This window comes from Bradyrhizobium sp. AZCC 1719 (genome assembly GCF_036924525.1).
In the GTDB taxonomy this organism is placed as follows: Bacteria; Pseudomonadota; Alphaproteobacteria; order Rhizobiales; family Xanthobacteraceae; genus Bradyrhizobium.
Map to the genome: position 1 here is coordinate 1,272,991 of NZ_JAZHRU010000001.1, position 24,161 is coordinate 1,297,151.

General features: G+C 63.5%; 25 protein-coding genes and 1 tRNA gene. 10 read left to right on the forward strand and 16 right to left on the reverse strand.

The window, feature by feature from the left end:
- Nucleotides 1–3 precede the first annotated feature (3 nt).
- The 6 genes from V1292_RS06155 to V1292_RS06180 form a co-directional block, all read right to left on the reverse strand.
- Nucleotides 4–1,008, reverse strand: coding sequence for an ABC transporter substrate-binding protein (locus V1292_RS06155; protein WP_334371071.1), 1,005 nt, complete (start codon nucleotides 1,006–1,008; stop codon nucleotides 4–6).
- A gap of 92 nt (nucleotides 1,009–1,100) precedes the next feature.
- On the reverse strand, nucleotides 1,101–2,465 hold the full coding sequence (locus V1292_RS06160; protein ID WP_334371073.1) for an FAD-dependent oxidoreductase: 1,365 nt from the start codon (nucleotides 2,463–2,465) through the stop codon (nucleotides 1,101–1,103).
- A 117-nt stretch (nucleotides 2,466–2,582) separates the two neighbouring features.
- Nucleotides 2,583–3,296 (reverse strand): hypothetical protein, encoded by a 714-nt coding sequence (locus V1292_RS06165; protein ID WP_334371075.1) that lies wholly within the window; start codon nucleotides 3,294–3,296, stop codon nucleotides 2,583–2,585.
- Between the two features lie 175 nt (nucleotides 3,297–3,471).
- Entirely contained in the window at nucleotides 3,472–4,317 is an 846-nt protein-coding gene (locus tag V1292_RS06170; RefSeq protein ID WP_442895495.1) for an aspartate dehydrogenase, read from the reverse strand.
- Between the two features lie 239 nt (nucleotides 4,318–4,556).
- Entirely contained in the window at nucleotides 4,557–5,360 is an 804-nt protein-coding gene (locus V1292_RS06175) for an enoyl-CoA hydratase-related protein (protein ID WP_334371078.1), read from the reverse strand.
- Between the two features lie 76 nt (nucleotides 5,361–5,436).
- A complete protein-coding gene (locus V1292_RS06180; protein WP_334371080.1) occupies nucleotides 5,437–6,762 on the reverse strand; it encodes a Spy/CpxP family protein refolding chaperone in 1,326 nt (441 codons plus the stop codon).
- A 192-nt stretch (nucleotides 6,763–6,954) separates the two neighbouring features.
- On the opposite strand from V1292_RS06180, the gene V1292_RS06185 reads away from it, so the two are divergent.
- Both V1292_RS06185 and V1292_RS06190 read left to right on the forward strand, forming a co-directional pair.
- The gene (locus tag V1292_RS06185; protein WP_334371083.1) at nucleotides 6,955–7,923 is read left to right on the forward strand and encodes a ketopantoate reductase family protein; all 969 of its coding nucleotides are present in this window, start codon (nucleotides 6,955–6,957) and stop codon (nucleotides 7,921–7,923) included.
- A 30-nt stretch (nucleotides 7,924–7,953) separates the two neighbouring features.
- The gene (locus V1292_RS06190) at nucleotides 7,954–8,736 is read left to right on the forward strand and encodes an SDR family oxidoreductase (RefSeq protein ID WP_334371084.1); all 783 of its coding nucleotides are present in this window, start codon (nucleotides 7,954–7,956) and stop codon (nucleotides 8,734–8,736) included.
- A gap of 72 nt (nucleotides 8,737–8,808) precedes the next feature.
- Here the strand turns inward: V1292_RS06190 and V1292_RS06195 are convergent, their stop codons facing one another.
- Both V1292_RS06195 and V1292_RS06200 read right to left on the reverse strand, forming a co-directional pair.
- Nucleotides 8,809–9,552 carry an aspartate/glutamate racemase family protein gene (locus V1292_RS06195; RefSeq protein ID WP_334371086.1) on the reverse strand — a complete coding sequence of 248 codons (744 nt, stop codon included), beginning with the start codon at nucleotides 9,550–9,552 and terminating at the stop codon, nucleotides 8,809–8,811.
- Nucleotides 9,553–9,632: 80 nt separating this feature from the next.
- Nucleotides 9,633–10,316 carry an alpha/beta hydrolase family protein gene (locus tag V1292_RS06200; protein WP_334371088.1) on the reverse strand — a complete coding sequence of 228 codons (684 nt, stop codon included), beginning with the start codon at nucleotides 10,314–10,316 and terminating at the stop codon, nucleotides 9,633–9,635.
- 242 nt (nucleotides 10,317–10,558) lie between these two features.
- Between V1292_RS06200 and V1292_RS06205 the strand changes: the two genes are divergently transcribed.
- On the forward strand, nucleotides 10,559–12,406 hold the full coding sequence (locus V1292_RS06205) for a di-heme-cytochrome C peroxidase (protein ID WP_334371090.1): 1,848 nt from the start codon (nucleotides 10,559–10,561) through the stop codon (nucleotides 12,404–12,406).
- 101 nt (nucleotides 12,407–12,507) lie between these two features.
- Here the strand turns inward: V1292_RS06205 and V1292_RS06210 are convergent, their stop codons facing one another.
- Complete coding sequence (locus tag V1292_RS06210; protein ID WP_334371092.1) at nucleotides 12,508–12,750, reverse strand: hypothetical protein; 243 nt, start codon at nucleotides 12,748–12,750, stop codon at nucleotides 12,508–12,510.
- Between the two features lie 238 nt (nucleotides 12,751–12,988).
- On the opposite strand from V1292_RS06210, the gene V1292_RS06215 reads away from it, so the two are divergent.
- Nucleotides 12,989–13,945 carry an alpha/beta hydrolase gene (locus V1292_RS06215; protein ID WP_334371094.1) on the forward strand — a complete coding sequence of 319 codons (957 nt, stop codon included), beginning with the start codon at nucleotides 12,989–12,991 and terminating at the stop codon, nucleotides 13,943–13,945.
- Nucleotides 13,946–14,022: 77 nt separating this feature from the next.
- Here V1292_RS06215 and V1292_RS06220 read toward each other — a convergent pair.
- Nucleotides 14,023–14,099, reverse strand: a tRNA-Arg gene (locus V1292_RS06220).
- 375 nt (nucleotides 14,100–14,474) lie between these two features.
- On the opposite strand from V1292_RS06220, the gene V1292_RS06225 reads away from it, so the two are divergent.
- Nucleotides 14,475–14,990, forward strand: a complete 516-nt coding sequence (locus V1292_RS06225; RefSeq protein WP_334371095.1) for a PRC-barrel domain-containing protein — start codon at nucleotides 14,475–14,477, stop codon at nucleotides 14,988–14,990.
- Between the two features lie 83 nt (nucleotides 14,991–15,073).
- Here V1292_RS06225 and V1292_RS06230 read toward each other — a convergent pair whose 3' ends face one another.
- The 3 genes from V1292_RS06230 to V1292_RS06240 are packed head-to-tail and all read right to left on the reverse strand — an operon-like array spanning nucleotide 15,074 to nucleotide 17,126.
- Nucleotides 15,074–16,033, reverse strand: a complete 960-nt coding sequence (locus V1292_RS06230; protein WP_334371096.1) for a Bug family tripartite tricarboxylate transporter substrate binding protein — start codon at nucleotides 16,031–16,033, stop codon at nucleotides 15,074–15,076.
- A 57-nt stretch (nucleotides 16,034–16,090) separates the two neighbouring features.
- Nucleotides 16,091–16,459, reverse strand: a complete 369-nt coding sequence (locus V1292_RS06235; RefSeq protein WP_334371097.1) for a dimethylsulfonioproprionate lyase family protein — start codon at nucleotides 16,457–16,459, stop codon at nucleotides 16,091–16,093.
- Between the two features lie 28 nt (nucleotides 16,460–16,487).
- On the reverse strand, nucleotides 16,488–17,126 hold the full coding sequence (locus V1292_RS06240) for an RraA family protein (RefSeq protein ID WP_334371099.1): 639 nt from the start codon (nucleotides 17,124–17,126) through the stop codon (nucleotides 16,488–16,490).
- Between the two features lie 378 nt (nucleotides 17,127–17,504).
- On the opposite strand from V1292_RS06240, the gene V1292_RS06245 reads away from it, so the two are divergent.
- Together V1292_RS06245 and V1292_RS06250 are read left to right on the forward strand one after the other, a co-directional pair.
- Entirely contained in the window at nucleotides 17,505–18,461 is a 957-nt protein-coding gene (locus V1292_RS06245; RefSeq protein WP_334371101.1) for a helix-turn-helix domain-containing protein, read from the forward strand.
- A gap of 266 nt (nucleotides 18,462–18,727) precedes the next feature.
- Nucleotides 18,728–19,369 carry a hypothetical protein gene (locus V1292_RS06250; RefSeq protein WP_334371103.1) on the forward strand — a complete coding sequence of 214 codons (642 nt, stop codon included), beginning with the start codon at nucleotides 18,728–18,730 and terminating at the stop codon, nucleotides 19,367–19,369.
- A 163-nt stretch (nucleotides 19,370–19,532) separates the two neighbouring features.
- Here V1292_RS06250 and V1292_RS06255 read toward each other — a convergent pair whose 3' ends face one another.
- Both V1292_RS06255 and V1292_RS06260 read right to left on the reverse strand, forming a co-directional pair.
- The gene (locus V1292_RS06255) at nucleotides 19,533–19,733 is read right to left on the reverse strand and encodes a hypothetical protein (protein WP_334371105.1); all 201 of its coding nucleotides are present in this window, start codon (nucleotides 19,731–19,733) and stop codon (nucleotides 19,533–19,535) included.
- Between the two features lie 65 nt (nucleotides 19,734–19,798).
- Nucleotides 19,799–20,800 carry a 2-dehydropantoate 2-reductase gene (locus V1292_RS06260; protein ID WP_334371106.1) on the reverse strand — a complete coding sequence of 334 codons (1,002 nt, stop codon included), beginning with the start codon at nucleotides 20,798–20,800 and terminating at the stop codon, nucleotides 19,799–19,801.
- A gap of 139 nt (nucleotides 20,801–20,939) precedes the next feature.
- On the opposite strand from V1292_RS06260, the gene V1292_RS06265 reads away from it, so the two are divergent.
- Together V1292_RS06265 and V1292_RS06270 are read left to right on the forward strand one after the other, a co-directional pair.
- Nucleotides 20,940–21,515 carry a YidB family protein gene (locus V1292_RS06265; RefSeq protein WP_334371108.1) on the forward strand — a complete coding sequence of 192 codons (576 nt, stop codon included), beginning with the start codon at nucleotides 20,940–20,942 and terminating at the stop codon, nucleotides 21,513–21,515.
- Nucleotides 21,516–21,647: 132 nt separating this feature from the next.
- Nucleotides 21,648–21,926 (forward strand): GlsB/YeaQ/YmgE family stress response membrane protein, encoded by a 279-nt coding sequence (locus V1292_RS06270; RefSeq protein WP_065726443.1) that lies wholly within the window; start codon nucleotides 21,648–21,650, stop codon nucleotides 21,924–21,926.
- A 95-nt stretch (nucleotides 21,927–22,021) separates the two neighbouring features.
- On the opposite strand, the gene V1292_RS06275 is transcribed toward V1292_RS06270, so the two are convergent.
- Nucleotides 22,022–22,804 (reverse strand): SDR family NAD(P)-dependent oxidoreductase, encoded by a 783-nt coding sequence (locus tag V1292_RS06275; RefSeq protein WP_028347623.1) that lies wholly within the window; start codon nucleotides 22,802–22,804, stop codon nucleotides 22,022–22,024.
- 279 nt (nucleotides 22,805–23,083) lie between these two features.
- On the opposite strand from V1292_RS06275, the gene V1292_RS06280 reads away from it, so the two are divergent.
- Nucleotides 23,084–24,151, forward strand: coding sequence for an acyl-CoA dehydrogenase family protein (locus V1292_RS06280; protein ID WP_334371111.1), 1,068 nt, complete (start codon nucleotides 23,084–23,086; stop codon nucleotides 24,149–24,151).
- Nucleotides 24,152–24,161: the final 10 nt, after the last annotated feature.

The following is a 24,161-nucleotide window of genomic DNA, read 5'->3' on the forward strand; positions in this document are numbered from 1 at the left end:
GCATCAATCCGCCTTCACATATTCCTTCGCGATGATCGCATCCGCGGCAAATCCCTTGTCGACAAAGCCCTGCTCCTGCAGCCATGCGATCTGGTTATCGACGTTCTTGACGTCGAGCTTGCCGTCCGGGTCGATATAGGCGCAATTGCCGACCACCTGCTCGACCGGCAGATTGGTGTATTTGGCGACGATCTCGAGTAGCGGCTTTGTCTTGTCGTTGATCCCGGCCTTGCCGTCCTTCACGGAGGCCAGGATCACGTCATGATATTCGCGGTCGGCGCGTACCAGCGCGCCCAGCAGCTTCGTCACCAGCGCCTTGTTGGCAAGCGTCTTCGGTGAAGCAAACACCGCGCCTAACTGCCACGGCGTCTCATCGCCGACCCAGCCGAGAAACTTGGCGCCACCGGAATCCACCAGCGCCCGTGCGGTCGAGATCGGCAGCAGGGCCGCATCGACGGTTTCGCCCTTCAGCGCCGCGGCGGCATTGGACAGCGACTGCAGCGGCATCACCTTCACGTCCGCAAGCTTGAAGCCGTATTTGTCGGCGAGCAGCCCCAGCGAATAGTGAAAGCTGGAGCCGACCTGCGTCACCGCGATGCGCTTGCCGGCCAGATCCTTCGGTGTCTTCAGCCCCGCCGCATGGGCGTTATTGCTGGCGAAATAGCCGATCAAGGGATAGCCGGCCTTCTCGCGGCTCATGCCGCCGATCACCTTCAGCGTGCCCTTGCCGGCGAGATTATAGAGCCCGGCGGTAAATGCCGTGATGCCGAAATCGACGTCGCCGGACGTGGTCGCCACCGCGATCGGCTGCGCCGCATCAAAGAATTTCAGCTCGATGTCGAGCCCGGCCTCGCGAAAATAGCCCTTGTCCTGCGCGATGAACACCGGCGCCGAGGATGACAACCGCAGCACGCCGATTTTTGCCTTCAGCGCATCATCGGCCCGTGCAACCCCGCCCGCCGCCATCGCCAACAGGCCCGCCAGCGCGAGCCGCGCAAATCCCCTCATCCCGTTCCCTCCGTCTCTTCTTTTCGTATGCTATCCACTTGGTCGTCCCTGCGAACGCAGGGACGACGTAGCACATTTCGAAACTCACCGATCTATAATCCCTCGGGCACCGCCTGGTCCCGCCCGATGAACGCACCCTGTTGTTTCAACGTTTGTTGCAACTTTTCAACTGCAATGTCGCGTGGAATCGTATTGCCTGATAGCGCCAGTACCGCGGCGAGACCGGCCGCCTCCCCCATCACAAAGCAGGCGCCGGAGACCCGCGCCGCCGATTGGCCCTCATGGGTCATCGAGGCGCAGCGCCCGGCCATCAGCAGATTGTCTATGCCCTCAGGCACCAGCATGCGATACGGCAATTCGTTGAAGCCGCGCGATTCCGGGATCGGCGGAAACTTGAAGACGACGTCGCCGGCGACATGCTGCTCCATCGGCCAGCCATTGACGCCGATGGAATCCTCGAACGAGGCGCAGCCGAGCACATCCTCGCCCGACAGCATATAGCCGCCGACCACCCGGCGCGTCTCGCGGATGCCGAGCTGCGGCGGCAGGTCGACGATGTAGGATTTTTCGAAGCCGGGCACCGTGCGCAGGAATTCGAACGCCTGCACGGCCTGACGGCGGCCTTCGATCTCGCCGCGCGTCATCTGATCAGGATCGATGCCGCTGACCGCCGTGCCGTCCTCGCGCGCGAGCTGGGTGAAATTCACCCGCCATTCGATCGCCGAACGCTGCGGCCGCACGATCGCGGACTTGCGCGGAAAACGATGCGTGCCCGCGGCTTCCGCCTTTTCCATCAGCGCCGGAATCGTCCGCCACGCCTCGCCCGCCCTTTCGGGATCGATGCCGTTGAGACGGAGCATCATAGATGGGTAAAGCATGCTGCCGGCATTGTCGCCGACTTCGAAGGGTGCGCCCGCCCAGGCCGCGAGATCGCCGTCGCCTGAGCAATCGATGAATATGCCGGCGCGTACCGCCTGACGCCCCGCCTTGGTTTCCACCATCAGCGCGTGGATGCGCTTCACATCATCCATCACCACACCGGCGCCAAGTGCGTGAAAGAGGACATCGACCTTGTGTGCGGCCAATAGATCGTCCGCCGCGATCTTGTAGGCCGCGGTGTCATAGGCCTGCGCGAAAATCTTGCCGAGGATCAGATGCGGCGCATTGAGCCCATCGAGCCGGTCGATCCGCGCCAGCAGATCGGACGCAATCCCCTGCACCACCCGACGCATCTCGCCATGCACGTTGGCATGCAGTCCGCAAAAATTGGTCACGCCGGCGGCGGTGCCCATCCCGCCGAGAAAGCCGTAGCGTTCGATCAGGAGCGTGCGGCGGCCGGCGCGCGCAGCGGCCACGGCGGCCGCGATGCCGGCGGGCCCGCCGCCCAACACGGCAACTTCATATTCGCCGTAGAGCGGGATCTGGCGGGCGGGTTCGGTGATGGTTTTGCTGTGCAAAGTTTGGGTTCCTGGACGGTGGGACCAAATAATGCCCCGAGCAAGGACTTTTGGCTATCTGGCTAAGCAATTGGTGGTTGGGCCAATGACTTAGGAACACGGACAGCCCGAGAACGGTCAAGTAAAGATGTACGCGATCAGTTCAGCGAGGCGATTCTTGGCTATCCCCATCACTTGACCAAGCCCCTCTTGCGTCCCTTTTTCCGTCGCCTTTATCGCGCCAGCCTCCAGCGCAGAACGAGCCTTTTTTAGCAAACCCACCTCGACCATTGGGCTCTTCAGAACAGCTAGCGCAGTCTCCAAGATGACGACTAGTTGCGCCCTTTCAAGTTCAGTGAGCGCCTGCTCCTCGAGAGGCAAATTCGAATGCCTCGCGTGCTCAATGATGCTGTCCAACATCGTTGCGACGATGGTGATTTTGGTTTTCATCTCTGAGGAAAGATCGACTGCGACCCAACTTTCACCCACAAACGTAAAGGGCTTTGACTTCGCTGGCGTCGGCGGAGGAGAATCTTGATCCTGCGGAAGCTGATCTTCCGGGTAACCTTGGTCCTCAGACTTCAAATGGGACCGCACACGATCGGCGACTCTAGCAGCGGCGTTCTTGGTAATAACGCCACGCATTTTCATGAACTTGTTTAGGATGCTCGCATTGATTGATAGACGGCTAGATAAAGGGTTGTTGTCCCATCCATCAAGTTCGATGATTGCTTCACAGAGCTCTGGCAGCTGTACAACCTGCACGTTGCCGGTCGGCAGGCGATCAATCCTGCGCTGGGCGTACTCAACAAGATCGAGCAGCCGGTGAACCTCTTCAATCGGCATTGCCATCACGAAAACTCTTTTGAAAAAATCCTGGAAGAAATAGGTGATAAATCAGCGGCACGCATGCAGACATTGCTACTTATGGCTGTTGGTTCTCCGGGACAACAAGATTCCGGCACCTGTAGTCGGTGTTGGGCGTCTACCGCGAAAATCACGGTATTCCTACCCTCCAGAGGCGGATTTACGTTCCGACCTGCAGCGGCGAAGTCAGCTTGCGCAGCGCCGCGATCACCGAGAGCGCGGTGATGCGGCCGGTCTTCGGATTTTCCGAGGGGATATTCTCGATCGACATCGTGAACGAGGCCGAGTCGGATTCGACCCTGATCTGATGGCAGTTCCGCGTCACCGCCGGATCGGCCCAGATTTCGATCGTCGTGCGATCGGGCCCGATGCCGGCCAGCGACAGCGCTGCCACCACGTTCACGTTGGCCGGAAAGGCGGCAGCCGCATCGCGCGCCGAGCCCTTGAAGACACATAGCGCCGATGTCAGTCCATCCATGGAGATCCCGTTCTCGACGAGATAAGGCGCGCCGGCAAGACCTCGGGGCGGCTTGCGCGTGACCATCTGCACCGAATGGATGGTTCCTTCGGCAGCCGCCGAAACCGCATCGAAGCCGATCAGCGCGCCGGTCGGCACGATGATCTGACCGCCATGCACCCGCGCCAGATCGACCAGGTCGGGACGCGGCAACAGCGCACTGGCGCTCAGCACCATCACCTGCTTGCCGGCGCGCAGCATCGGCCGGCAGATCTGGTCGAGGATATCAGCCGGCGCGCACTCGACCACGAGGTCGGCATGGTCGGGCAAATCATCGAGCGAGATCAACGGACAGGAGATGCCTTCGCGATCGAGCCACGCCTGCGCCTTCGCGTGATCCCTAGTCGTGATCGCCGCGAGCGTGAGGCTCGGCAAACCTTCCGCCAGCTTGCGCGCGACGGTTCGGCCGATCTCGCCCAGTCCGGCGATGGCGATGCGTTTCGTTGGCAAAGCTTTTACGCTCCCGAATCGCAGCCCAACAGGCCGCATGATTTCCAAAGCGCTGCCATCTCTTCATGGCTTGCGAGGGCAACCCTACCCTCGCGGATATCGCGCTGGATACGAGCAACCTCCTGCGCTTGAGCGTCAGTCAAATGGTAGCAACTCGCGTCCTGCAGCTCCATTTCGAGGAGGACTTGTGCCGGATCCTCAAGATCTTTCGCTGTCATGGCTGGAATATAGCAAACTCTTTCGCGTCCACCACTGCCGTACCTATGTCACGGAAGACTCTACTTCCCCACAGCCCCCCAATTCGCCGCCCGCTTCTCCGCAAACGACGCCAGCCCCTCCGACGCCTCTTTCGTCTGCCGCCGCGCCGAATGCATTTTCACCAGCCGCGCGTAAGCCTCGTCATCGACGCCCATGCCACCGAACGAGCTCTCCATCGCCAACCGCTTGGTTTCGGCCAACGCTTCGGGACCGTTGGCGAGCAGTTGCTCGACCACCTTGGCGCCTGCCATTTCCAGCTCCGCCAGCGGCACCACCTCATGCACCAGCCCGATGCGGCGGGCCTCTTCCGCGCCGAACCGCTCGCCGGTCAGGGCGTAGCGGCGCACCTGGCGGACGCCGATGGCGTCGCAGAGTTGTGGGATGATGATCGCGGCGGTCAGGCCCCAGCGCACTTCGGTGATCGAGAACAGCGCATTGTCGGCAGCGATCACGACGTCGCAGGCCGAGATCACGCCGGTGCCGCCGCCGAAGCAGCCGCCCTGCACCAGCGCGACCGTCGGGATCGGCAGCGTGTTCAACCGCTGCACGGCTTCGAACGTCGCGCGCGACACCGCTTCGTTTTCTGCGGCCGATTTCGGCCGGACGCCATTGATCCATTTCAGGTCGGCGCCGGCCTGGAAATGCTTGCCATTGCCCTTGAGCACGACGACGCGGAGGTTTTGCTTCTTGCCGAGGTCGTCCATCGCCGCGAGCACGCCACCGATCAGGCCCGCGTCATAGGCGTTATTCACCTCGGGGCGATTGAGCGTGACCGTTGCGACGCCGCGCTCGTCGAGATTCCACAAAACCGGATTGGCAGTCATTCGGTAGCCTCTTTGTTCGGCATGTTGTTATGCCGAACCATAGGCCGGGATCGCAGGCGCTGTCACGGCCGCCAAATTACCTTCGGCCGTACCTCCGCATCATATCGGACCTGTCGGCAAAGGAGGTCCGCCGCGGGCCGATCGCCTCGAATTGGGCTTTTTGCTCGTCGGTCAAGGTCAGATTGAAGTCATCGAGCGCGGTGCGCACCTGCTTGACCGCCTGCAGCATGACATCGAGCCGCTTGCCGGCCGCGGCGAGCCGCGCGGATGGTGTGGCCCCCTCCTCGGGACGGCACGATGTACTCAACATCTCGCTGGCTTTGGTGTTTGCATTCTGCAGGGCTGTAAGGCCCGTGCGTTGCACGTCGGTCGGGCGCAGCCGCGCCTCGATCTCCTCGCTTGGCCATCGCAAGCCCGGGAATTGCGTGATGTCGCAGGCCCGCGCCAATGACCTTCTGCCGCGCCGCTCGGCCTTCCTTTCCTGCTCCTCGGCGACCGCGTTCAGCCGCGCCTTCTGCTCGTCATTCAGAAGACCATAGAACTTGTCGAGCGCCGGCTGCACGGTAGCGACGCCCGCGATCATCGCCTCGATGCGCTGCTGCATCGAGGCGAGCCGGCCGGCCGCCGTCAGCGAAATCGAAGCCGGGCACGCCGCCTTGATCTTTTGCGCCGATGTCACCGACGCATTGGCGAGATCGTCGAGCGCTGTGCGTTGCGCCTCGGTGGGCTCGATCACCTGCGCGATCAGATCGATCGGCAGGCCGGCGATTTCGCGGCTGTCGTCACCGCAGAATTGCGCCAGCCGGTCGTCACCCGGAGAGCCACGCGGCGGCAAATAGCCGGCCAAGCCTTCGTAGTCATAAGGTCCGAACAGGCCGGCATAGATGTCGTCGTAGCCATAGAACCAGAACGGCGCGCCGACACCCGGTCCCCACAGCGTATAGTCGTAGATATCGTTGTAGGCGAACGGCCAGAACAGCGGCCCGACCCAGCCGTACCCGCCATTGCCGTGCTGCCACCAGCCACCGCCCCGCGGCCGGCCATATTGCCAACCTGCCAGCGCCGCGCCCGCGGTCAGGCTGGCGCGGGCGGCGGGATTTTTCAGGACGGCAGCGCTGCGAGCGAGCGCTCGCGCGTTCGTCGCGCGGCCGCCGGCCGCGGCGCGGTTGATGCGAGGAGCGTGGAACGAGCGAGAACGTGCCGCTCTGCCGTGAAAATGGCCTCCGCCATGATGGCGCGCGCCGAAATGTTTATGGCCGTGACCGCCGCCATGATGCCCGTGCCCGCCACCGCGACCGCCGCCGTGACCACCGCCATGGCCGCCTTTCGCGACGGCATATCCGGCCGCCGACAGCGCAGTCGCGAGAACAATGACGGCAATTCCCAGCCCAAGTTTTGTCATGGCACGCCCCACCATCGTTGCGTCACGAACCCTGACGCGCGCTGATGAACGCCAGCGGAACAGCAAAGTTCCCTCGGGCCGGGGCGGCGCGATCGCGCAACCCACCCTGTCGAACCGAACCGGTTGCGCGCGAACAAGGCTTGTGAAAACTAGCAACGGCACTTCTTCCCCTCCCAGCAGGATTTTCCATCGATGCGGATTTGCGTTTTCGGTGCGGGCGCCGTCGGCAGCCATTTTGCGGTGCGGCTCGCACTGGCAGGACATGACGTTTCCTGCGTGATGCGCGGTGCGCATCTGGATGCCGTGAAAGCCAACGGGCTGACGCTGCGGGTTGGAGATGGCGAGTTCAAGGCGAAGGTCAGCGCATCCAGCGATCCCGCCGCGCTGGGCCGGCAGGACGTTGTCCTTTGCACGTTGAAAGCGACAGGGCTCTCCAGCCTCGCCGTCGGGCTGCAGCCACTGCTCGGCAGTGACACCGCCGTGGTGTTCGCGCAGAACGGCATTCCCTGGTGGTACGATATCGGGCTCTCGCCAAGCCATCCGCCGGTGCCGGATCTGGCCTTCCTCGATCCCGGCGGACTCCTGCGTGCGGCGATCCCGAGATCGCGCATCGTCGGGGGCGTGGTATTCTCATCGAATGAAGTCATCGCGCAGGGTGTGGTCGCGAATCTGTCGCCCGAGCGCAACCGGCTCCTGATCGGCGAGTGCGACGACCGCGTCAGCGAGCGCGTCATGAAGCTGCGCGCCGCGCTGAACGCAGCTTCGATCGACTCGCCCGAGGTCACGCAGATCAGGGAGACGATCTGGTCCAAACTCCTGACCAACATGTCGATGTCGGTGCTGTGTTTGCTGACCGGGCAGACTGCGCGCGCCGTCCGCGACGATCCTGATCTCGCCGACATCGTGCCGCGCCTGCTCGATGAGGCCAACAGCGTGGCGCAAAGCTGCTTTCCGCAAGTCAGGCGCGTGACGCGATCCGGCCCCGCGCCGGACCACAAGCCGTCGATCCTGCAGGATTACGAGCTCGGCCGCGCCATGGAGATCGACGTTTTGGTCCGCGCGCCCGCCGCCTTCGCCCGCGCCGCCGGACTTTCGACACCGATGCTCGACATGATGGCCGCGCTGGCGATCCGCCAGGCGCGCGACAAGGGGCTGTACTAGACCTGAGAACAAGCAAGGGGAAACCGCATCATGCATGTCAAAGACAAGGTCTGCGTCGTCACGGGAGCCGCGAGCGGCATCGGTGGGGCGGTGGCGCGCGCCTATGCGGAAGCCGGTGCGCGTGGCGTCGTCGTCGCGGACCTAAAAACCTCGCGCGAGAAGCTTGCCAAGGTCGCGGGCGACATCGACGGGCTGCCGATCACGGCCGACGTCGGACTGGAGGAAGACATCAAGGCACTGATCGCCGCGGCTGAAGACAAGTATGGCCCCGTTGACGTGTTCTTCTCCAACGCCGGGCTCTCGCGCAAGGGACAGGAGACCGCGTCTGACGCCGATTGGGACGTGAGCTGGCGCGTCCATGTCATGAGCCATGTGTTCGCGGCGCGCGCGCTGGTGCCCGGCATGCTCGCGCGCGGCTCCGGCTATCTCCTCAACACCGCGTCCGCGGCGGGTCTGCTGGCGTCACTGAACTCGATGCCGTACGGCGTGACCAAGAACGCCGCGGTGGCGCTCGCCGAGCACCTCGCCATTCAATATGGCGACCGCGGCATCCGCGTCTCCGTGCTCTGCCCGCAATCGGTGCAGACCGGAATGACAACGCCCGGCCCCAGCGCGGCGCGGGTCGATGGCGTATTGCAGCCGCCGGAAGTGGCGCGCATGGTGATCGAAGCGATGGAGGAAGAACGCTTCCTTATCCTGTCGCACCCGCAGGTCGCCGAATACATCCAGCGCAAGGCCTCCAACCGCGACCGCTGGCTCGCCGGCATGCGGCGACTGCGCGACAAGATCTACGGCGCGCCGGCGTCGGCGTAACCGCCGTCATTGCGAGGAGCTTAAGCGACGAAGCAATCCATCTATCCCGACGCCGCTCTATGGATTGCTTCGCTACGCTCGCAATGACGGGTCAGGCGGCGCGAATTGCTCCAATAGTCCCGTGTAATTTTTGACGCCCGGCGACGCATACGAACCGCGCCGCGAGGTCGTCAGCTTCAGGCCGGCCAGCGCCTCGGCCTGCTTCACCGCTGCCGCCACGCCGTCGACGACCGGCACGCCGAACTTCCGCGACAGTTTTTGCGCGAGATCGGCCATGCCCGCACAGCCGAGCACGACCGCCTCCGCGCCCTTCTCCAGCGCACGGGCAATCTCGGCTTCAAGCTTGGCTTCCGCGCCGGAGCCCGGCTTTTCGAGATCGAGCACCGCGACGTCGCAAGCGGTGACCTGCGCCCTCTCCGTAAAACCATAGCGGCGCACCAGCTCTTCGAGCGGCACGATCGAGCGCGGCAATGTGGTGACGATCGCGATGCGTTTTGCGATCTGGCCGGCCGTTACCAGCGCCGCCTCGCAAATGCCGACCACGGGAAAGCGCGCGGCGGTGCGGGCCGCGTCGAGCCCGGTGTCGTCGAAGCAGGCGATGATCGCTGCATCGGCATCCGGCGCATTCATCAGCGCCTGGATCAGGCCAGGCACGGCGAAGGCCTCGTCGTAATAGCCTTCGATCGAGACCGGCCCCATCGCCGAGGTGACAGCGGATATTTCGGTGCCTGGTGCGGCGACAGCGCGCGCCGCGGCGCCGATCGTTTCGGTCATCGAGGCGGTGGTATTCGGATTGACGATCAGGATTTTTGTCATGACGCATCGTAGTCAAGATGGCGCGCGGCGCAACTCTCTCACCGTCGCCCCTGCGAACCGCAGGAACGACGTCGGAGAGCTTAACTCACGACCGTCTGAACCCATTCGGAAAGCGCGTCCAGCGCCTCGTCCATCACCTCGCGGTCATTCCGCCTCGAACTCTTCAACACATGGAAGGAATGATCGGCGCCATCAAGTAGATGCAGCGCCGCGCGCGATCCCAGGCTCTTGACGACAGGCTCGAGCAGACTCAATTCCGCCAGTGCATCGCGCGTGCCCTGCAGAAACAGCATCGGGACTGTGACGTCGGCGAGATGCCTGGCCCGCTCGCTGGAAGGTTTTCCGGCCGGATGCAGCGGAAAGCCGAGAAACGCCAACCCGCGGACACCCGGCAACGGCGAAAGCGCCTGTGCCTGCGACGTCATCCGCCCGCCGAACGATCGGCCGCCCGCGATCAGTGGCAATGAGGGAAAGCGTCGTCCGGCTTCCGCCACGGCCGCTCGCACTGTTGCATGCGCAACCGCAGGCGGATCGGGCCGCTTGCCGCCGTTTTCCATGTAGGGAAACTGATAGCGCAGCGTCGCAATGCCGCGCTCGGCAAGGCCCGCGGCAACCGTCTCCATCGACTTGTGTATCATGCCCGCGCCGGCCCCGTGCGCGAACACGTAACAGGCGCGAGGCTGTGGCGGCTGCATCACCAGGCCGGAAACCGCCTGACCGGAGCCGATCTCAATTCGCAAGCGTTCCAGCGCTTCTGCCGTCATGTGATCTGTCCGACACTTTTCTGCATGATGGAGACTCTATACTGGAAAACGCGCGGCGAAAGATGACCGGCGAGGACCGCATCCCGCGGCCCTCAAGGATTTGGATTTATGGACAGACCTACGGCGCCACTATAAGATGGCATCATGTTCAACCGCACGCCGAGGGTGATTCGCCTTGCGGCGTTTTTTGATAACAGACCGATATTGCGCGCCAACGGCGCATTTTTAACGAGGGGCAGGCCATGCGGGGCAAAAGGATTGCAAAAATTGTGATCGTGCTGGCGGTCGTCGGCATCGGCTATGCCGCCGTCAAGGACGACATCGCCAAGCTCTGGCAGGATCTTCACGTCAAGATCGTGGAGCATCCCACACCGAAGAAGACCGTCTGGCTCGATCAGGGCATCGCCAAGGAAAAACTGAGCTGGTTCTATCACGCCGATCAGGGAACGCGGACCTTCGGCTTCCCCTATGAGTGGTTCATGGCGCTGGAGCAGCCGACGATTTCGTGGCTGCCGTTCACCAAGGTCGGCCTCTTCAGCGACACCGCCTATCTCGATCGCTACGGCTTCATCCCCGATACCATCATCCCTGGCAAGCAGGCGCTTCCGATCGGCTTCGCGAAAGGCACCCCGATGCTGGATCCGACCGGCGCGCCGTGGAAGAACCCGCGCAACAAGCAGGACATGACCGGCGTCGGCCTGACCTGTGCGGCCTGCCACACCGGCAGCTTCACCTACAAGGACACTGCTGTCGTCATCGACGGCGGACCGGCGCTCACCAACCTCTTCGCGATGAAGCAGGGTATGGGCATCTCGCTTCTGCTGACGCGCTACTGGCCTGGGCGGTTCGACCGCTTCGCCGAGCGCATCCTTGGTCCGGATTCCACCGTCGACGACCGCGAGACGCTGAAGAACCAGCTCGACCAGGTCCTTGCCCAATACAAGCAGGTCAAGAATCTGGAGGAACGCGTCGCCTCCCAGAGCATCCTGGAAGGATATGGACGGCTCGACGCGCTGAACCGGATCGGCAACCAGGTGTTTTCGATCGACCTGAAGAAGCCGGAGAACTATGCCGGCTCCTCCGCGCCGGTGCATTTTCCGCGGATCTGGAACACGCCGTGGTTCGACTGGGTGCAGTACAACGGTTCGATCATGCAGCCGATGGTGCGCAACGCCGGCGAGGCGCTTGGCGTATCGGCGGAGCTCAATCTGACCGAACCGTCGAAGGGTCTGTATAAATCAAGCGTCGACCTGAAGTCGCTCGACGAAATGGAGCAGATGATCAAGGGCAAGAATCCGCCGAACGCGAAGGACGGATTCTCAGGCCTGAAATCCCCGAAATGGCCGGGTGATATCCTGCCGCCGATCGACCAGAAGCTGGCCGACAAGGGCGCCGAACTCTACAAGACCCACTGCCAGGAGTGCCACCGGCCGCCGGTGACGAGCGAGGCGTTCTACGATTTCAACAACAAGGACTGGTGGACCAAGAACGAGGCGGGCGAGGCGATCCTCAAGGTCGAGAACGTTCCGATCTCGCACATCGGAACCGATCCCGCGCAGGCGGCGGACATGCTGGCCCGCACGGTCGCGGTTCCCGACCATCTCGGAATCAAAAGCAGCAGTTTTGCATTCGCACTCGGCGAACTCGTCGAGAAGACCGTCAACACCATCTTCGATCAACAGAAGCCGCCTGCGAGCGCTGCGGAGCGGAAGCGGATGGATGGCTATATGCCGAACGAACTCCGGGGCGAACTGGCCTACAAGGTCCGTCCGCTGAACGGCGTGTGGGCGACGCCGCCCTATCTGCACAACGGCTCGGTGCCGACCATCGACGACCTGCTCGGCGACCCGGAAAAGCGGCCGACGAAATTCCATCTCGGCAGCCGCGAATACGACCCCGTGAAGCTCGGTTACAAGACCGACCCGATCGCCAACGGGTTCGAATTCGACACCTCGATTCGCGGCAACTCGAACAGGGGCCACGAGTTCAGGAAGGACTACAGCAAGGAAAGGGAAGTCAAGGGCGTCATCGGACCGGAGTTGTCCGCCGACGATCGAAAGGCGCTGATCGAATACCTCAAGACGCTCTGATTCATTCGAACTGATTCATTCGAGCACCTTCGCGGCCGGACTTCGTCCGGCCGTCGCCACCTGCGCGCCTGCCTCGCAGCGTCGGAATCGAACGGCTGGCCTTAACGGCTGGCCACCAACCGCAAATGCGGCTTGATCTTTTCCTCAAGCTCGGCCTTGAGCTGGTGCACGCGCGGATCAGCCGAGCGCGCCGCGCACAGCGAATATTGGTTGACCGAGCACGCCAGCGCGCGCCGCTCGTCGGCGGTCCGCGTCACTTCCGGGCTGGACAGTTTCAGCACCATCCCGCCGAGTTGCACCAGCATTTCGTCGAGCACCCGATCCATTCCGGCAATTTGATCCATCGCACCACTCCCTCTGGAAGGAGTAATGATCGGCGCGCCCGGCCGTTCCCCGCGCGCGCTCGGTTAGGGATGACCAGAAGTAAACGGACCGCGATTCTATCGACGCCGCCCGCATATCGTCTTGAGGGAATCATTATCAATTGAAGGATGCGGGCCCGGTTTGCTCTGGGAAACGCCGCAATTGCGGCGGCCGCCGCCGTTACCTATGCTGCCGTCCTGTTCCGCAACGAGGCCCCGCATGATCCCGCCGCTCGATCCCGTCGTCGCCCAGATCATTCCGCTGCTGCCGCTGCGCGATCCCGCGACGATGACGCCGCAGAGCGCGCGCGATGCGCTCCGCGCATTGGCGGCCTCGCGCGCGGCAGTGCCGCCGCCTCCGGTGATGAGTACGGAAGACATCAAGGTGAAAGGTCCGGCCGGGTTCCTTGCCGCGCGGGTCTACCGGAACTCGAACGAAAAATCGCCGACGGTCGTGTTCTTTCACGGCGGCGGCTGGGTTGCAGGCGATCTCGAAACCCATGACCGGCAGGCGCGCTGGCTCGCGATCGAGACCGGCGCCGTCGTCGTCTCGGTCGATTACCGCCGCCCGCCCGAGGTGTGCTTTCCCGGCGCCTTCGAGGATGCCTTCACGGCCACACAGGACGTCATCGCCCGCATCGCCGAATTCGGCGGCGATGCCGCGCGCGTCGGCGTCGCCGGCGACAGCGCGGGCGGCAATCTGGCGGCCACCACCGCGATCGCCTGCCGCGACGCCAGCATCAGGCTATCCGCGCAACTGCTGGTCTATCCCGTCACCGACGTTGCCGGAAATTTCGCGGACCCGACGGAAAACGCCCGCTTCCCCTCGCGCAGCGAGAACGCAGAAGGCTATTTCCTCACCCGCGCCACCATGGAATGGTTTTGCGGCCATTACCTCGAAGACAAAACGCATGGCACCGACTGGCGCGTCTCGCCGCTCTGCGCCAAGAACCTTGCCGGCGTAGCGCCGGCGATTGTCTGCACCGCATGGTTCGATCCGCTCCGCGACGAAGGCAAGGCCTACGCCGACGCGCTCAAGGCCGCCGGCGTGCCGACCAGCCATTACGACGGCCTCGGCCTGATCCATGGCTATTTCGGCCTCGGCGAGGCGTCGGAGACCGCGAAGCGAGAAGCGCAGCGGGCGCGAGCGGATTTCAGGGCGCTGCTCGAAGCGTGATGGTGACAATGTCTGTCATGCGCCGGTTCGATCCCCGCGGATGGCTGCGTTGTGGAGCTGGTCGGACACTGGCGTGCTGGCGATCCCGGGAAGACTCGAACTTCCGACCTACGGTTTAGGAAACCGTCGCTCTATCCGGCTGAGCTACGGGACCGCGGACCCGCGTGGCAAGGCAGGTGCTTGGGAGGGTTCATAGCAAAGCAGGCGTGGCATCGCCAGCCCCTCCGGGCCGACCCTTTGGCCCCGCAGAGAGATCCCGCGTCGATCGAAAACCAAAAAGGAGCCGCCCGCCGACGGCTCCAGTTGCGGCTTTTCTGCCCCGTGTACCGCCGTTACCTTGTTTGCGGCCATACCTCTTCAACATACGGCTGATTCGACCTCTCGCACGTGGCCGGGGAGTGACACAGTCAGAGAAACCCGACGCCACGCCGCATCCTCAAATCATGCCGAAACTTCCCCCGAATGCCGTGGAACGTTCGCACATGCGTTCTGTTCTAAGGAAACACGTCGACTTTCCGAGGAGGACAAAATGCAGAAACTCCTAGCCGCGGCTCTTTTGAGCGCCGCAGTCTTCAGTGCTCCCGCCTATGCGCAGACCGCGCAGACGGCTCAGCCCGCCGCCCCCGCCGCGACGGCCAGCTCGCAGGAAAAGATGGAGCTCAAGGGGAACTGGCGCGCGTCCAAGCTCATGGGCCTCGACGTCTATAATGACGGCAATGAAAAGCTCGGCGAGATCAACGAGCTGATCCTGGACAAGGATGGCAAGGTCAATGCCATAGTCATCGGCGTCGGCGGCCTCCTGGGCATGGGCGAGCACGACATCGCCGTTTCCATGGACAAGCTCAAATTCGTCGAGGAGCCGGTCCGCACCAGCTCGACGGCGCCCGGAGCGACTACAGGCACGCAGCGCGAGACCACGACCGGCGCGGCCACGACAAGCACGGCACGCAGCGCCGATGCGAACGACTGGATGCCCGATCACGCCGTGATGAGCGGCACCAAGGAGCAGCTCAAGGCGATGCCGCAGTTCAAATATTCAGACTAAACTGAGGCAGCCAACTCTTGATGATAAAGGCCCCACCCTCGTGGGGCCTTTGTCATGAGCGGATACGGTGCCGGCGCTTGCCGCTACGCCTTGATGTTGTTCTCGCGGACCACCTGTCCCCAGATGCTCACCTGCTTGGCGAAGAAGGTGCCGAACTCCTTGCCGTCGGCGAGCAGCAGCGACATGTTCTGGGTATCGCGCAACTGCGCCGCTACCGCCGGCTCGCTCAGAATCTCCTTCACCGATTTCGCCATGCCGGCGACGGCATCTTCCGGCGTTCCCTTTGGCGCGAAAACGCCCCACCAGGCCAGCGTCTCGAAATCGGGAAAGCCCGCTTCGATCGCAGTCTGCGTATCCTTCAGCACGGGCATCCGCTCGCGGCCCATCTGCAGGATCGGCCGCAACCTGTTGGTGCCGAGTTGCGCCGTGATTAGCGCCGCCGATCCCACGATGAGATCGACATGGCCGCCGAGCACGTCGTTCATCGCCGGACCGCCGCCGCGGTAGGGCACATGCGTGATCTCGACGCCGGCCTTCTTGCTCAGCACCGTCATCGCCAGATGGCCGAGCGTGCCGATCCCGACGGAGGCGTATTTCACCGCGCCGGGCGTTGCCTTGCAGGCCGCGACCACGTCGGCAAAGGTCTTGTACGGCCGCTCGGCATTCGCGGCGACGACATAAGGCGCCGTGCCGACCAGGAACACCGGCACCAGGTCCTTCTCGACATCCAGCCCCGGCTTTTCGAGGATCGATGGGATGACCGCGTGCGAGTCGAACGTCACCAGGAACGTCGCGCCGTCAGGCGCGCTCTTGGCAACCTGCACGGCGCCGAGCGAGCCGGCCGCGCCGGATTTGTTCTCCACCAGCACGGTGCGGCCGAGCTTCGTCTGCAGATGAGACTGCAATAGCCGCGCCAGCGCATCGGTCGATCCGCCCGGCGGGAACGGCACCACCAGCGTCATGTTTTTAGCCGGCTGCGCCAGCGCCGGCGTCACCGCGAACGCGGCTGTCGCCGCAAGCAAGTTGCGTCTTGTGATCTTCACCAGAACTCTCCTCCCGTTATCGCCTGCGATTTTTTTGTTTTTGTTCGCAGACTTGTCTCACGTGCCGAAGCCGGACCCGGCCTTTTTGTATTCGGGGCGCGGCGGGCTGAAGATGTCAAGCACACGCGCGCCATCCGGTCCAGCCCGCATGGTGTGCGGCACATTGCCGGGCGTGCGCCAGAAATCGCCCTTTTTGACCGGAATTTCCTCACCGCCCTGAACCCGGATCGCCGAGCCCTCAAGCAGCACGCCCCATTGTTCTTCGGGGTGATGATGCAGCGTGCCTTGCGAATGCGGCCCCAGCGTCACCACCGACAGCATGGCGTGCTCGCCGGAAAAGATGCGTGTGGTGACGCCGGCGGCGAGTTCGCGAAGCAGGCCGTCGCTAGGGTTATCCAGATTGTGGAATTCGTCCTTCTGACTCATCGTTCCTCCCTGCGTGCTGTCGCGCCCATCAGGACTTGCCGTAGCTGCCCTGGTAGCGGCCTTCGCGGATCGCGGTGAGTGTGTCTTCCTCGCGCGCGATCTGGGCGCGGACCGCCTCGAGCAATGTAACGGCCACAGCAGCAGGGAACGATACCACGCCGTCCTCATCGCCAACCACGATGTCGCCAGGAGAAATTACCGAGCCGCCGATGGAAACCGGCACGTTGATCTCGCCGGGTCCGCTCTTGTACGGGCCGCGGTGGATCGCCGCGCGGGCAAAGCAGGGAAAGTCGGATGCCGCGAAGGCCGCGACGTCGCGGATGGCGCCGTCGATCACATAGCCCGCGGCGCCGCGGTATTCGGCGATATTCTTCATGATCTCGCCGACCAGCGCCCGCGTCTCGTCACCGCCGCCATCAACCACGATGACGTCGCCGGGACCGACCAGTTCCAGCGCCCGGTGGATCGCAAGATTGTCGCCGGGCCGCGTGCGCACCGTGAAAGCAGCTCCGACCAGCCGGCCGGCGCGATGAAACGGCCGCAGGCCCACGGCGCCCGGCAGCCGGGCAAGATTGTCGCTGATGATCGAGGTTGGCGCGTTCCTGAACGCCTCGATCAGCTCAGGCGCGGGCTTCGGCACGCTCGTCATGGCCGTGGTAATGGTCATAGAGACTGTTTCCTCTTGCTTCCTCTTGCGGCTCCGGCCCGCTCGGCGCGAGGGCTCCAGATTAGAGCGTTTTCCAGCGAAGTGGACACCGGTTCGCGTCAAGAAAACGCGTCAAACAAAAACCTAGAGCCCGGTTCTGATTCAATCAGAACCGAAAAGGCTCTAGCCGCCACATGATGGCTTGGGTTGCTGCAAAACAATTAGCATTCCGCTTGAGCAGGTATAATGGATTTGGATGGGTCCGGGGCGGCTCGCCGGGGGGCCCGCACGTCACGTCGGTACTTTCGAAATCTTCGCCTCGGCCACACTTCTTAATGCAGCCTTAACCAGACCGGCCGACGCTGGTTGCGAAGATTCGCACCGCACAGTTGTCTTACAATGCTGTTTAAGAACCTTGCCCCCTCACCGGTCCTTTCGATCATCCGGTTTTCCGACATCGACGCCTTCCGGCCGGTCGAATTCGTCGCCGATGCTCGCAGCGTCCCGCTGAATCTTGCGAACTTCCATACCGCGCGCGCGGCGGTGCAGTTGCCTTGCTGCCAGGTCACGATGCTCCGCTCGTTTCCACGTATCGTCGATGTGAGCTACCGCGCCGCGCATGGCGTCGTCATCTTCCAGATCGAGGACGACTACGACGTCGCTGTCAACGGCATGTCCGTGAATCGTCCGGCTTTTATCGGCATGCGCGGCAATGTGGATTTGCAGTTCGTCGAACCCCGTGGATCGCTGCACGCGATCATCACCCTTGGCGCCGGCCTGCGGGATCGGGAATGGTTCGATACGGCGGACCGGCTGTGCCCGCTCATGCCGGACCCCGAGGCCCTCGCAACGGTCAGATCCGTCACGACAGATATTTTGCAGACGGCTTCCGCCCGGCCGGAACTGTTGCAGGAGCCGCGTTCGGCGCTGGCCCTCCAGGAAGGCCTGCTGCTCGCCATCGACGAGATGTTCCGCAGCGGCCGAACGCCGGAGGTGGCCGGCAAGATTGCAAGCAGGGGCTATTGCCGCCTCGTTCGCATGATCGATGAGTATGTCGCCTTTCATGCCGCCTCGGCGATCTACAGCGCCGACCTCGCCGAACAATGCGGCGTGTCGGTCAGGACGCTGGGCACGGCGGTGGCGAGCGTCCGCGGCATGAGCCTGCATCGCTATTTGCGCCTCAAGCAGCTTTGGTCGGCACGCGCGCAGCTCGTCAAGGGATCCGACGCCATCACCGTGACATCGTGCGCCCGCGCCAACGGCTTTCATCACATGGGGGAATTTGCCAGGCTCTATCGCGCGACGTTCCATGAAACCGCATCGCGCACGCTGGCTCGCGCGAGAGGCGCTGACTGATTCTTGCCACAATGTGCCGTGCTTATCCGCTTGTCTTCAGATGGTGCACTTAGAATCGTTACAGCATCGTCTGCGCGAATTTGCCCTGCTGTTGAATTTCTTCTGAATTTTTAATGGCCTAACACTGTGTTCCATCGGTCACATCCCGAGGATAAGATCACAACGCAAGCGGGAACACCGTGCAATTTCGGCGTGACAGCGCTGCCAAAATGATGACAATCGACTCAAGCAAAGTTCCCTAGAATTCGAGTTGGAGCAGACCGTCCGTGATCGCCTCACGTGCATCTTCACTTGTTGTTGCCGCGATCGGAGGGCTGTTCGTGCTCGCGCCGGTGGCTTCGGATGCGCAGTGGTGGCGCAGTGCGCCGGTGGATTTCGAATCCTGCGCCGACGTTGCCGAAAAAGCGACGACCAAAGAAGAAAAGACGGCGAAACTCGCTGAATGCAACGCGAAATTCGCCGGCCGCCGCAAGCCCGGCGGCGGCTACACCTATTACGACTTCATGCAGGACCGGACGTTCGACATCGCGGGACCCAACCCGACGCCGGAAGAGCAAAAGAAGATCGACGAGCAATATACTGCCTATCTCGAGCGCGAGCGGCGCAATCACATCGCCGCGGCGGTGGCGGCCAAGCAGCAACAGCCGGAGCCGCCGCCAGCGCAGGGAATGCAACAAGACATCCAGCAGGTCTCGCTGCGCACAGAGCAGGCCGCTCCGCCGGTCGAAACCGAAAGAGTGCCGATACCGGTGGCGAGCCCGGTCAAGCAGGCCGCACGCATCAAGGCGGCTCAATGCGCCAAGAACCAATTCTCGTGTGAATGGCCGCGGCTCTCGGAGAGCATCAACGAACTGAAAAAGCTGCTCAACCCGCAGCAGCAGCCACCGACCAAGCAGAAGAAGGGCTAGCCACTTCTGTCGTCCCTGCGAACGCAGGGGCCCATACGCCGCGGCGGATGTTGTCTTGCTGCGATGGTCGACGACTTTCCTTCAACAATTGGCGACCGTGGTTATGGGTCCCTGCGTTCGCAGGGACGACGTGGCTGAGCGGTGCGCGCGCGGCGAATCCGCATCAGTGCGCACGCATCCGCTTGACGCGGCGCGACTTGATGACCGGCGCGACAACAGCACGCGACGCCGCCCGCTGCTCCTGCAGCCGCGCGTCATAGCCCGGCGACGGCGTCGCCGTCGGCGGTACGGCATAGGCGGGCAGCAATGACGCCCAGAAAATTAGGACGGCAACCGCTACCAGCGCGAGGCGCGTTCGTTTCATGTCGCTTCTCCCATCGGCTTACCTGAACGAAACTCGCGCGGGACCTGCGCCAAGGCAAATCAATTTCAGGGGCGAATCTGCTCCGGCGTCAGGCCGGGCGAGCCCTTGCCACTGCTTTCGGCCTGCCGAACCAATTCCACGATCCGGCGCGACAGCGGCGCCTCAAGTCCGCGGCGCTCGGCGATTTCGGTGATGACGCCCTGCAGATAATCGACTTCGGTGCGGCGGCCGCGCTGCAGATCTTCCCACATCGACGAGCGCGCCTCGGGATCGATCTTCATCGTCCGCCCCAGCAACGCTTCGAAGACCCGGTCCGGCAAGCGCAACAAGGGCGGCATCAATGCAGCCGGAATCGGCGTCGGCGACACCGGCTTGATGCCCTCGGCCTTGATCGCGGCGAGCGCTTCGGCGAGCTGGTCGGCGAACAATTGCCGCCATGGCCGCGAGCTGAGTTGTTTACGCAGCGGCAGGTCGGCCAGCGCATTGAGCGCGTTGTTGAGATTGAGCAGCAGCTTGCCCCATTGCACGCCGTCGATGTTGCCGGTCGGCCGCATCGTCAGTCCCGGCACCGACAGTTTCTCCGCTGTGCGCGCCTCGTCCTGCTCGATGACGATGTCGCCCGAGGTGGCGCGATGAAATCGCCCCTCGCCCAGCGCGATCACATTGAACGGCACCATGCCGCCGAGCACGCGCCGCCCGGGCAGGCGGTTGCGCAGCACGGCAGCATTGCCGATGCCGTTCTGCAGACTGACGACGATGACATCGGACGGCGCGTGGCGAGCGATGATTTCGGCCATCGCGGCGGTATCCGCGCTCTTGACCGTGACCAGCACGACGCCAGCGTCAGCAAAAACGGAAGGATTTTCCGACAATACGAACCGATCGCGCGCGACGGTCTGGTCAAAACCTTCAAAACTCGTCGGCCGCAGGCCGCCTGCTTCGATCTCGGCGATCACGCGCGGACGCGCCAAGAACGCCACGCGGCGGCCGCCGGCCGCCAGCATGCCGCCGACGAAGCAGCCGATGCTGCCGGCGCCTGCGACACCGATCGTTTGGCGCGAAACCATTTGTCACCTACCGCGTTGCAACCCGGCTTCGAATAGCAGAGCGCGCGGACTGTGCCTATCGCAGGTGCCACCGCCCGCGCCTTGTAACCGTCATGTGCCACCGTTATGTTTCACGCGGGGCTACGCAGAGGAGACAACCATGGGTTTACTCGACGTCCTCAACGGCATGATGAACGGCCCGCGCGGCCCGAGCCGCCCCAGCTCACAATCCGAGAGCGGCGGAATGTCGCCCTTGACCATGGCGATCCTGGCGCTGCTGGCCTGGAAAGGCATCAAGCATTTCAGCGGCAACCAGACCGGCTCGGCACCGCAACCGGCGCCCGCGCCGGGCAATGTGAATGCCGGCATGCCCGGCGGCGGCATGGGCGGCGGACTCAGCGACATGCTCAAAGGGGGCTTGGGCGGGCTTCTTGCGGGAGGCGCGGCCGGCACCGTTTTGAGCGGCGGCCTCGGTGACCTCCTGAATCAATTGCAGCAGAAGGGCCTCGGCGATCAGGCGGACTCCTGGGTCAGCAATGGGCCCAACAAGCAGATCGCGCCCGGCGATCTCGCCAATGCGCTCGGCGCCGATCAGATCGATCAGCTATCGGCGCAAAGCGGATTGTCGCGCGACGACTTGCTGCAAGGCCTCAGCCAGTATCTGCCCGACGTCGTCAATCATCTGACGCCGGACGGACGGCTGCCGAACGAGAACGAGATATCGCAACGGATCTGACGCCGCACTGTAGCGTTTTCCAGCGAAGGGGATACCGGTTCGCGTGAAGAAAACGCGTCAAACAAGAATCTAACGCGGCGCTCGAGAGGTGCCGCGCCGCTTCGCCATCGACGCATTGGAAAGGGGACGGAAATGGGCGGCATTATCTGGATCATCGTCGTCGGCTTCGTCGCCGGCATCATCGCGCGCATCCTTTCGCCGGGCCAGAACAACCCGACCGGCTTCATCCTGACTACGGTGCTCGGCATCGCCGGCGCGTTCCTGGCAACCTTCGTCGGCCAGGCGATCGGCCATTACAGCCCCGATCAGGGCGCCGGCTTCATCACCGCCACCATCGGCGCGCTGGTGGTGCTGTTCATATGGAACAGGCTGGTCGCGCGCGGCGTGATCTCGGATCCGGGGAATCGGTGACGGCGTAGGCGTACGCAACCGTCATTCCGGGGCGCGAAGCGAACCCGGAATCTCGAGATTCCGGGTTCGATGCTTCGCATCGCCCCGGAATGACATTAGAGCACCAGATGCATCCCCGCATCCATGCGCACGAACTCGCCGGTCATGTTGCTCGACGCCGGCGAAGCGAGGAAGCAGACGAGCTGCGCGATATCTTCGGCAGTGGAAGCGACCTTCAGCGGCACCTTCGCCACGACAGCGTCGCGCACCGCTTTCGCGCCGGCCTCGCCGCGGCCCTTGGTGAACCACGGCGTATCGATATAGCCGGGACATACCGTGTTGACGCGGATCAGGGGCGCCAGCGCGCGCGCCAGCGATTGCGTCATGGTGTTGAGCGCGCCCTTGCTTGCGGCATAGGCGACGGACGAACCGCCGCCGGAAATGCCGGCGACCGACGACACGTTGACCACGGCGGACGGCAGGTTGGAGGCTTTCGCGCCGGCTTCGAGCAGCGCGCGCGCCGCGCGGATCATCTGGAACGGGCCGATCGTGTTCACCGCATAGATGCGCTGAAAGTCCTCGGCCGAAAGCCCGTCGAGATCGTGATGCGGCACGTGCTTGGTGGTGCCGGCATTGTTGACCAGCACGTCGAGGCGTCCCCACGGCACGGCCGCGGCGGCGATCTTCCTGCAGTCTTCATCGCGCGACACGTCGCCCTGCACGACCACGACTTCGGCGCCGGCGCTGCGGCAGAGATCGGCGGTCGCTTCGGCTTCCGCCTTGCTGTTGGAATAGTTGACGACGATGCGCGCGCCGCCCTTTGCCAGAATGGCCGCGGTCGCCGCTCCCAAACCCGAAGCAGAACCGGTGACAATCGCGCACAAACCATCCTTCGACATCCGCATTCCCTTTGTTGTTCTTGAATTAAAATTTTGACCGCCCGCTGGCGGGGCCGGGCGCTACCATATCGCGCGGCCAACGGCGTGCAAATCCGAAGAAGTCCGTTGCGCGGAATTTATTCTTTGCGCCGCGATCTTCATGCCGCCGCCTCATGCGGCCCTGCGGACAGCGCTTGTCACGGCTATGGCTTTTGCCCATCATAAAGCGCAAGAAAAGACCGCAGCCGACCCGGCCATATCAGTTGGGATTGGCATGCCAATTTCAAATCGGGGAACGCTGTGGCGGAGAGTGAGAACATCGTTGCCGAGACCGCGGAGAAAATCTTCGCCGATCTCGCCGACGCTCAAACCATCAATCGCGACAAGAAGGGCGAATGGAAAGCCCCACTCTGGCAGGCGCTGAGCGACGCCGGCCTGCCGCTGGCTTGGGTGCCGGAGGATTGCGGCGGTTCGGGCGCCTCTCTCGCCGAAGGCTTTAGCGTGCTGAGCGCCGCGGGGCGCTTTGCAGTGGCGGTGCCGCTGGCCGAAACCATGCTGGCTGGCTGGCTGTTGGCGCAGGCCAAGATCGCTTCGGCCGGCGGCGAGATGACGGTAGTGCCCGCGAGCCCGAAAGACCGGATTACGGTCAATGCCGACGGCAGCCTCTCCGGCAGGGCGCGAGGCGTGCCGTTTGCCAAGGTTGCAAAGCACTTCGCGGTGCTCGCGTTCGATGCGAAGGGTGATTTCTCCGTCGCGCTGGTCGATGCCAGCAAGTGCCGGATCGAGAGCGGCCTCAATCTCGGCGGCGATCCTTCTGACGTCGTGACGCTGGACAAGGTGCAGCCGATCGCGATCAAGCCGGCGCCAACAGGTTTCGACCAGGCCCGCCTGATGCTGATGGGCGGCGTCGCGCGATCCCTGCAGATCGCCGGCGCGCTGGAATCGATGCTGGAAATCTCCGTGCGCTATTCCAACGAGCGCGTCGCCTTCGAGAAGAAAATTTCGAAGTTTCAGGCCGTGCAGCACAATCTGGCGCGGCTCGCCGGCGAGTCGGCGGCCGCACTTGCCGCGGCCACCTCGGCCGCGGACGCCATTGCCAACGCGATTTCCTTCAACGACGAAGTGTTTCTCGAAGCGGTGGCGGCAAAAATCCGCTGTTCGGAAGCGGCGGAAAAAGGCGGCGGCATCGCCCATCAGGTGCACGGCGCGATCGGCTTTACTATCGAGCACATCCTGCACCGCTACTCGCTGCGTGCGCTGGCCTGGCGCGACGATTTCGGCTCCGAGAGCTATTGGGCGGTCGAGCTCGGCAAGCTCGTGGCGCAAAGAGGCGCCGATGAACTGTGGCCGCTCGTGGCCTCGCGCTGAGATCAACTCG

What these genes read in the sequence shown, in the direction of transcription:
- V1292_RS06190 (WP_334371084.1), top strand. Translation starts at nt 7,954, where the DNA reads ATGCATGTCAAAGACAAGGTCTGCGTCGTCACGGGAGCCGCGAGCGGC.
- V1292_RS06185 (WP_334371083.1), top strand. Translation starts at nt 6,955, where the DNA reads ATGCGGATTTGCGTTTTCGGTGCGGGCGCCGTCGGCAGCCATTTTGCG.
- V1292_RS06240 (WP_334371099.1), bottom strand. Translation starts at nt 17,126, where the DNA reads ATGACCATTACCACGGCCATGACGAGCGTGCCGAAGCCCGCGCCTGAG.
- V1292_RS06205 (WP_334371090.1), top strand. Translation starts at nt 10,559, where the DNA reads ATGCGGGGCAAAAGGATTGCAAAAATTGTGATCGTGCTGGCGGTCGTC.
- V1292_RS06155 (WP_334371071.1), bottom strand. Translation starts at nt 1,008, where the DNA reads ATGAGGGGATTTGCGCGGCTCGCGCTGGCGGGCCTGTTGGCGATGGCG.
- V1292_RS06200 (WP_334371088.1), bottom strand. Translation starts at nt 10,316, where the DNA reads ATGACGGCAGAAGCGCTGGAACGCTTGCGAATTGAGATCGGCTCCGGT.
- V1292_RS06275 (WP_028347623.1), bottom strand. Translation starts at nt 22,804, where the DNA reads ATGTCGAAGGATGGTTTGTGCGCGATTGTCACCGGTTCTGCTTCGGGT.
- V1292_RS06165 (WP_334371075.1), bottom strand. Translation starts at nt 3,296, where the DNA reads ATGGCAATGCCGATTGAAGAGGTTCACCGGCTGCTCGATCTTGTTGAG.
- V1292_RS06170 (WP_442895495.1), bottom strand. Translation starts at nt 4,317, where the DNA reads ATGCGGCCTGTTGGGCTGCGATTCGGGAGCGTAAAAGCTTTGCCAACG.
- V1292_RS06195 (WP_334371086.1), bottom strand. Translation starts at nt 9,552, where the DNA reads ATGACAAAAATCCTGATCGTCAATCCGAATACCACCGCCTCGATGACC.
- V1292_RS06255 (WP_334371105.1), bottom strand. Translation starts at nt 19,733, where the DNA reads ATGAAACGAACGCGCCTCGCGCTGGTAGCGGTTGCCGTCCTAATTTTC.
- V1292_RS06180 (WP_334371080.1), bottom strand. Translation starts at nt 6,762, where the DNA reads ATGACAAAACTTGGGCTGGGAATTGCCGTCATTGTTCTCGCGACTGCG.
- V1292_RS06175 (WP_334371078.1), bottom strand. Translation starts at nt 5,360, where the DNA reads ATGACTGCCAATCCGGTTTTGTGGAATCTCGACGAGCGCGGCGTCGCA.
- V1292_RS06270 (WP_065726443.1), top strand. Translation starts at nt 21,648, where the DNA reads ATGGGCGGCATTATCTGGATCATCGTCGTCGGCTTCGTCGCCGGCATC.
- V1292_RS06245 (WP_334371101.1), top strand. Translation starts at nt 17,505, where the DNA reads ATGCTGTTTAAGAACCTTGCCCCCTCACCGGTCCTTTCGATCATCCGG.
- V1292_RS06225 (WP_334371095.1), top strand. Translation starts at nt 14,475, where the DNA reads ATGCAGAAACTCCTAGCCGCGGCTCTTTTGAGCGCCGCAGTCTTCAGT.
- V1292_RS06210 (WP_334371092.1), bottom strand. Translation starts at nt 12,750, where the DNA reads ATGGATCAAATTGCCGGAATGGATCGGGTGCTCGACGAAATGCTGGTG.
- V1292_RS06235 (WP_334371097.1), bottom strand. Translation starts at nt 16,459, where the DNA reads ATGAGTCAGAAGGACGAATTCCACAATCTGGATAACCCTAGCGACGGC.
- V1292_RS06265 (WP_334371108.1), top strand. Translation starts at nt 20,940, where the DNA reads ATGGGTTTACTCGACGTCCTCAACGGCATGATGAACGGCCCGCGCGGC.
- V1292_RS06215 (WP_334371094.1), top strand. Translation starts at nt 12,989, where the DNA reads ATGATCCCGCCGCTCGATCCCGTCGTCGCCCAGATCATTCCGCTGCTG.
- V1292_RS06260 (WP_334371106.1), bottom strand. Translation starts at nt 20,800, where the DNA reads ATGGTTTCGCGCCAAACGATCGGTGTCGCAGGCGCCGGCAGCATCGGC.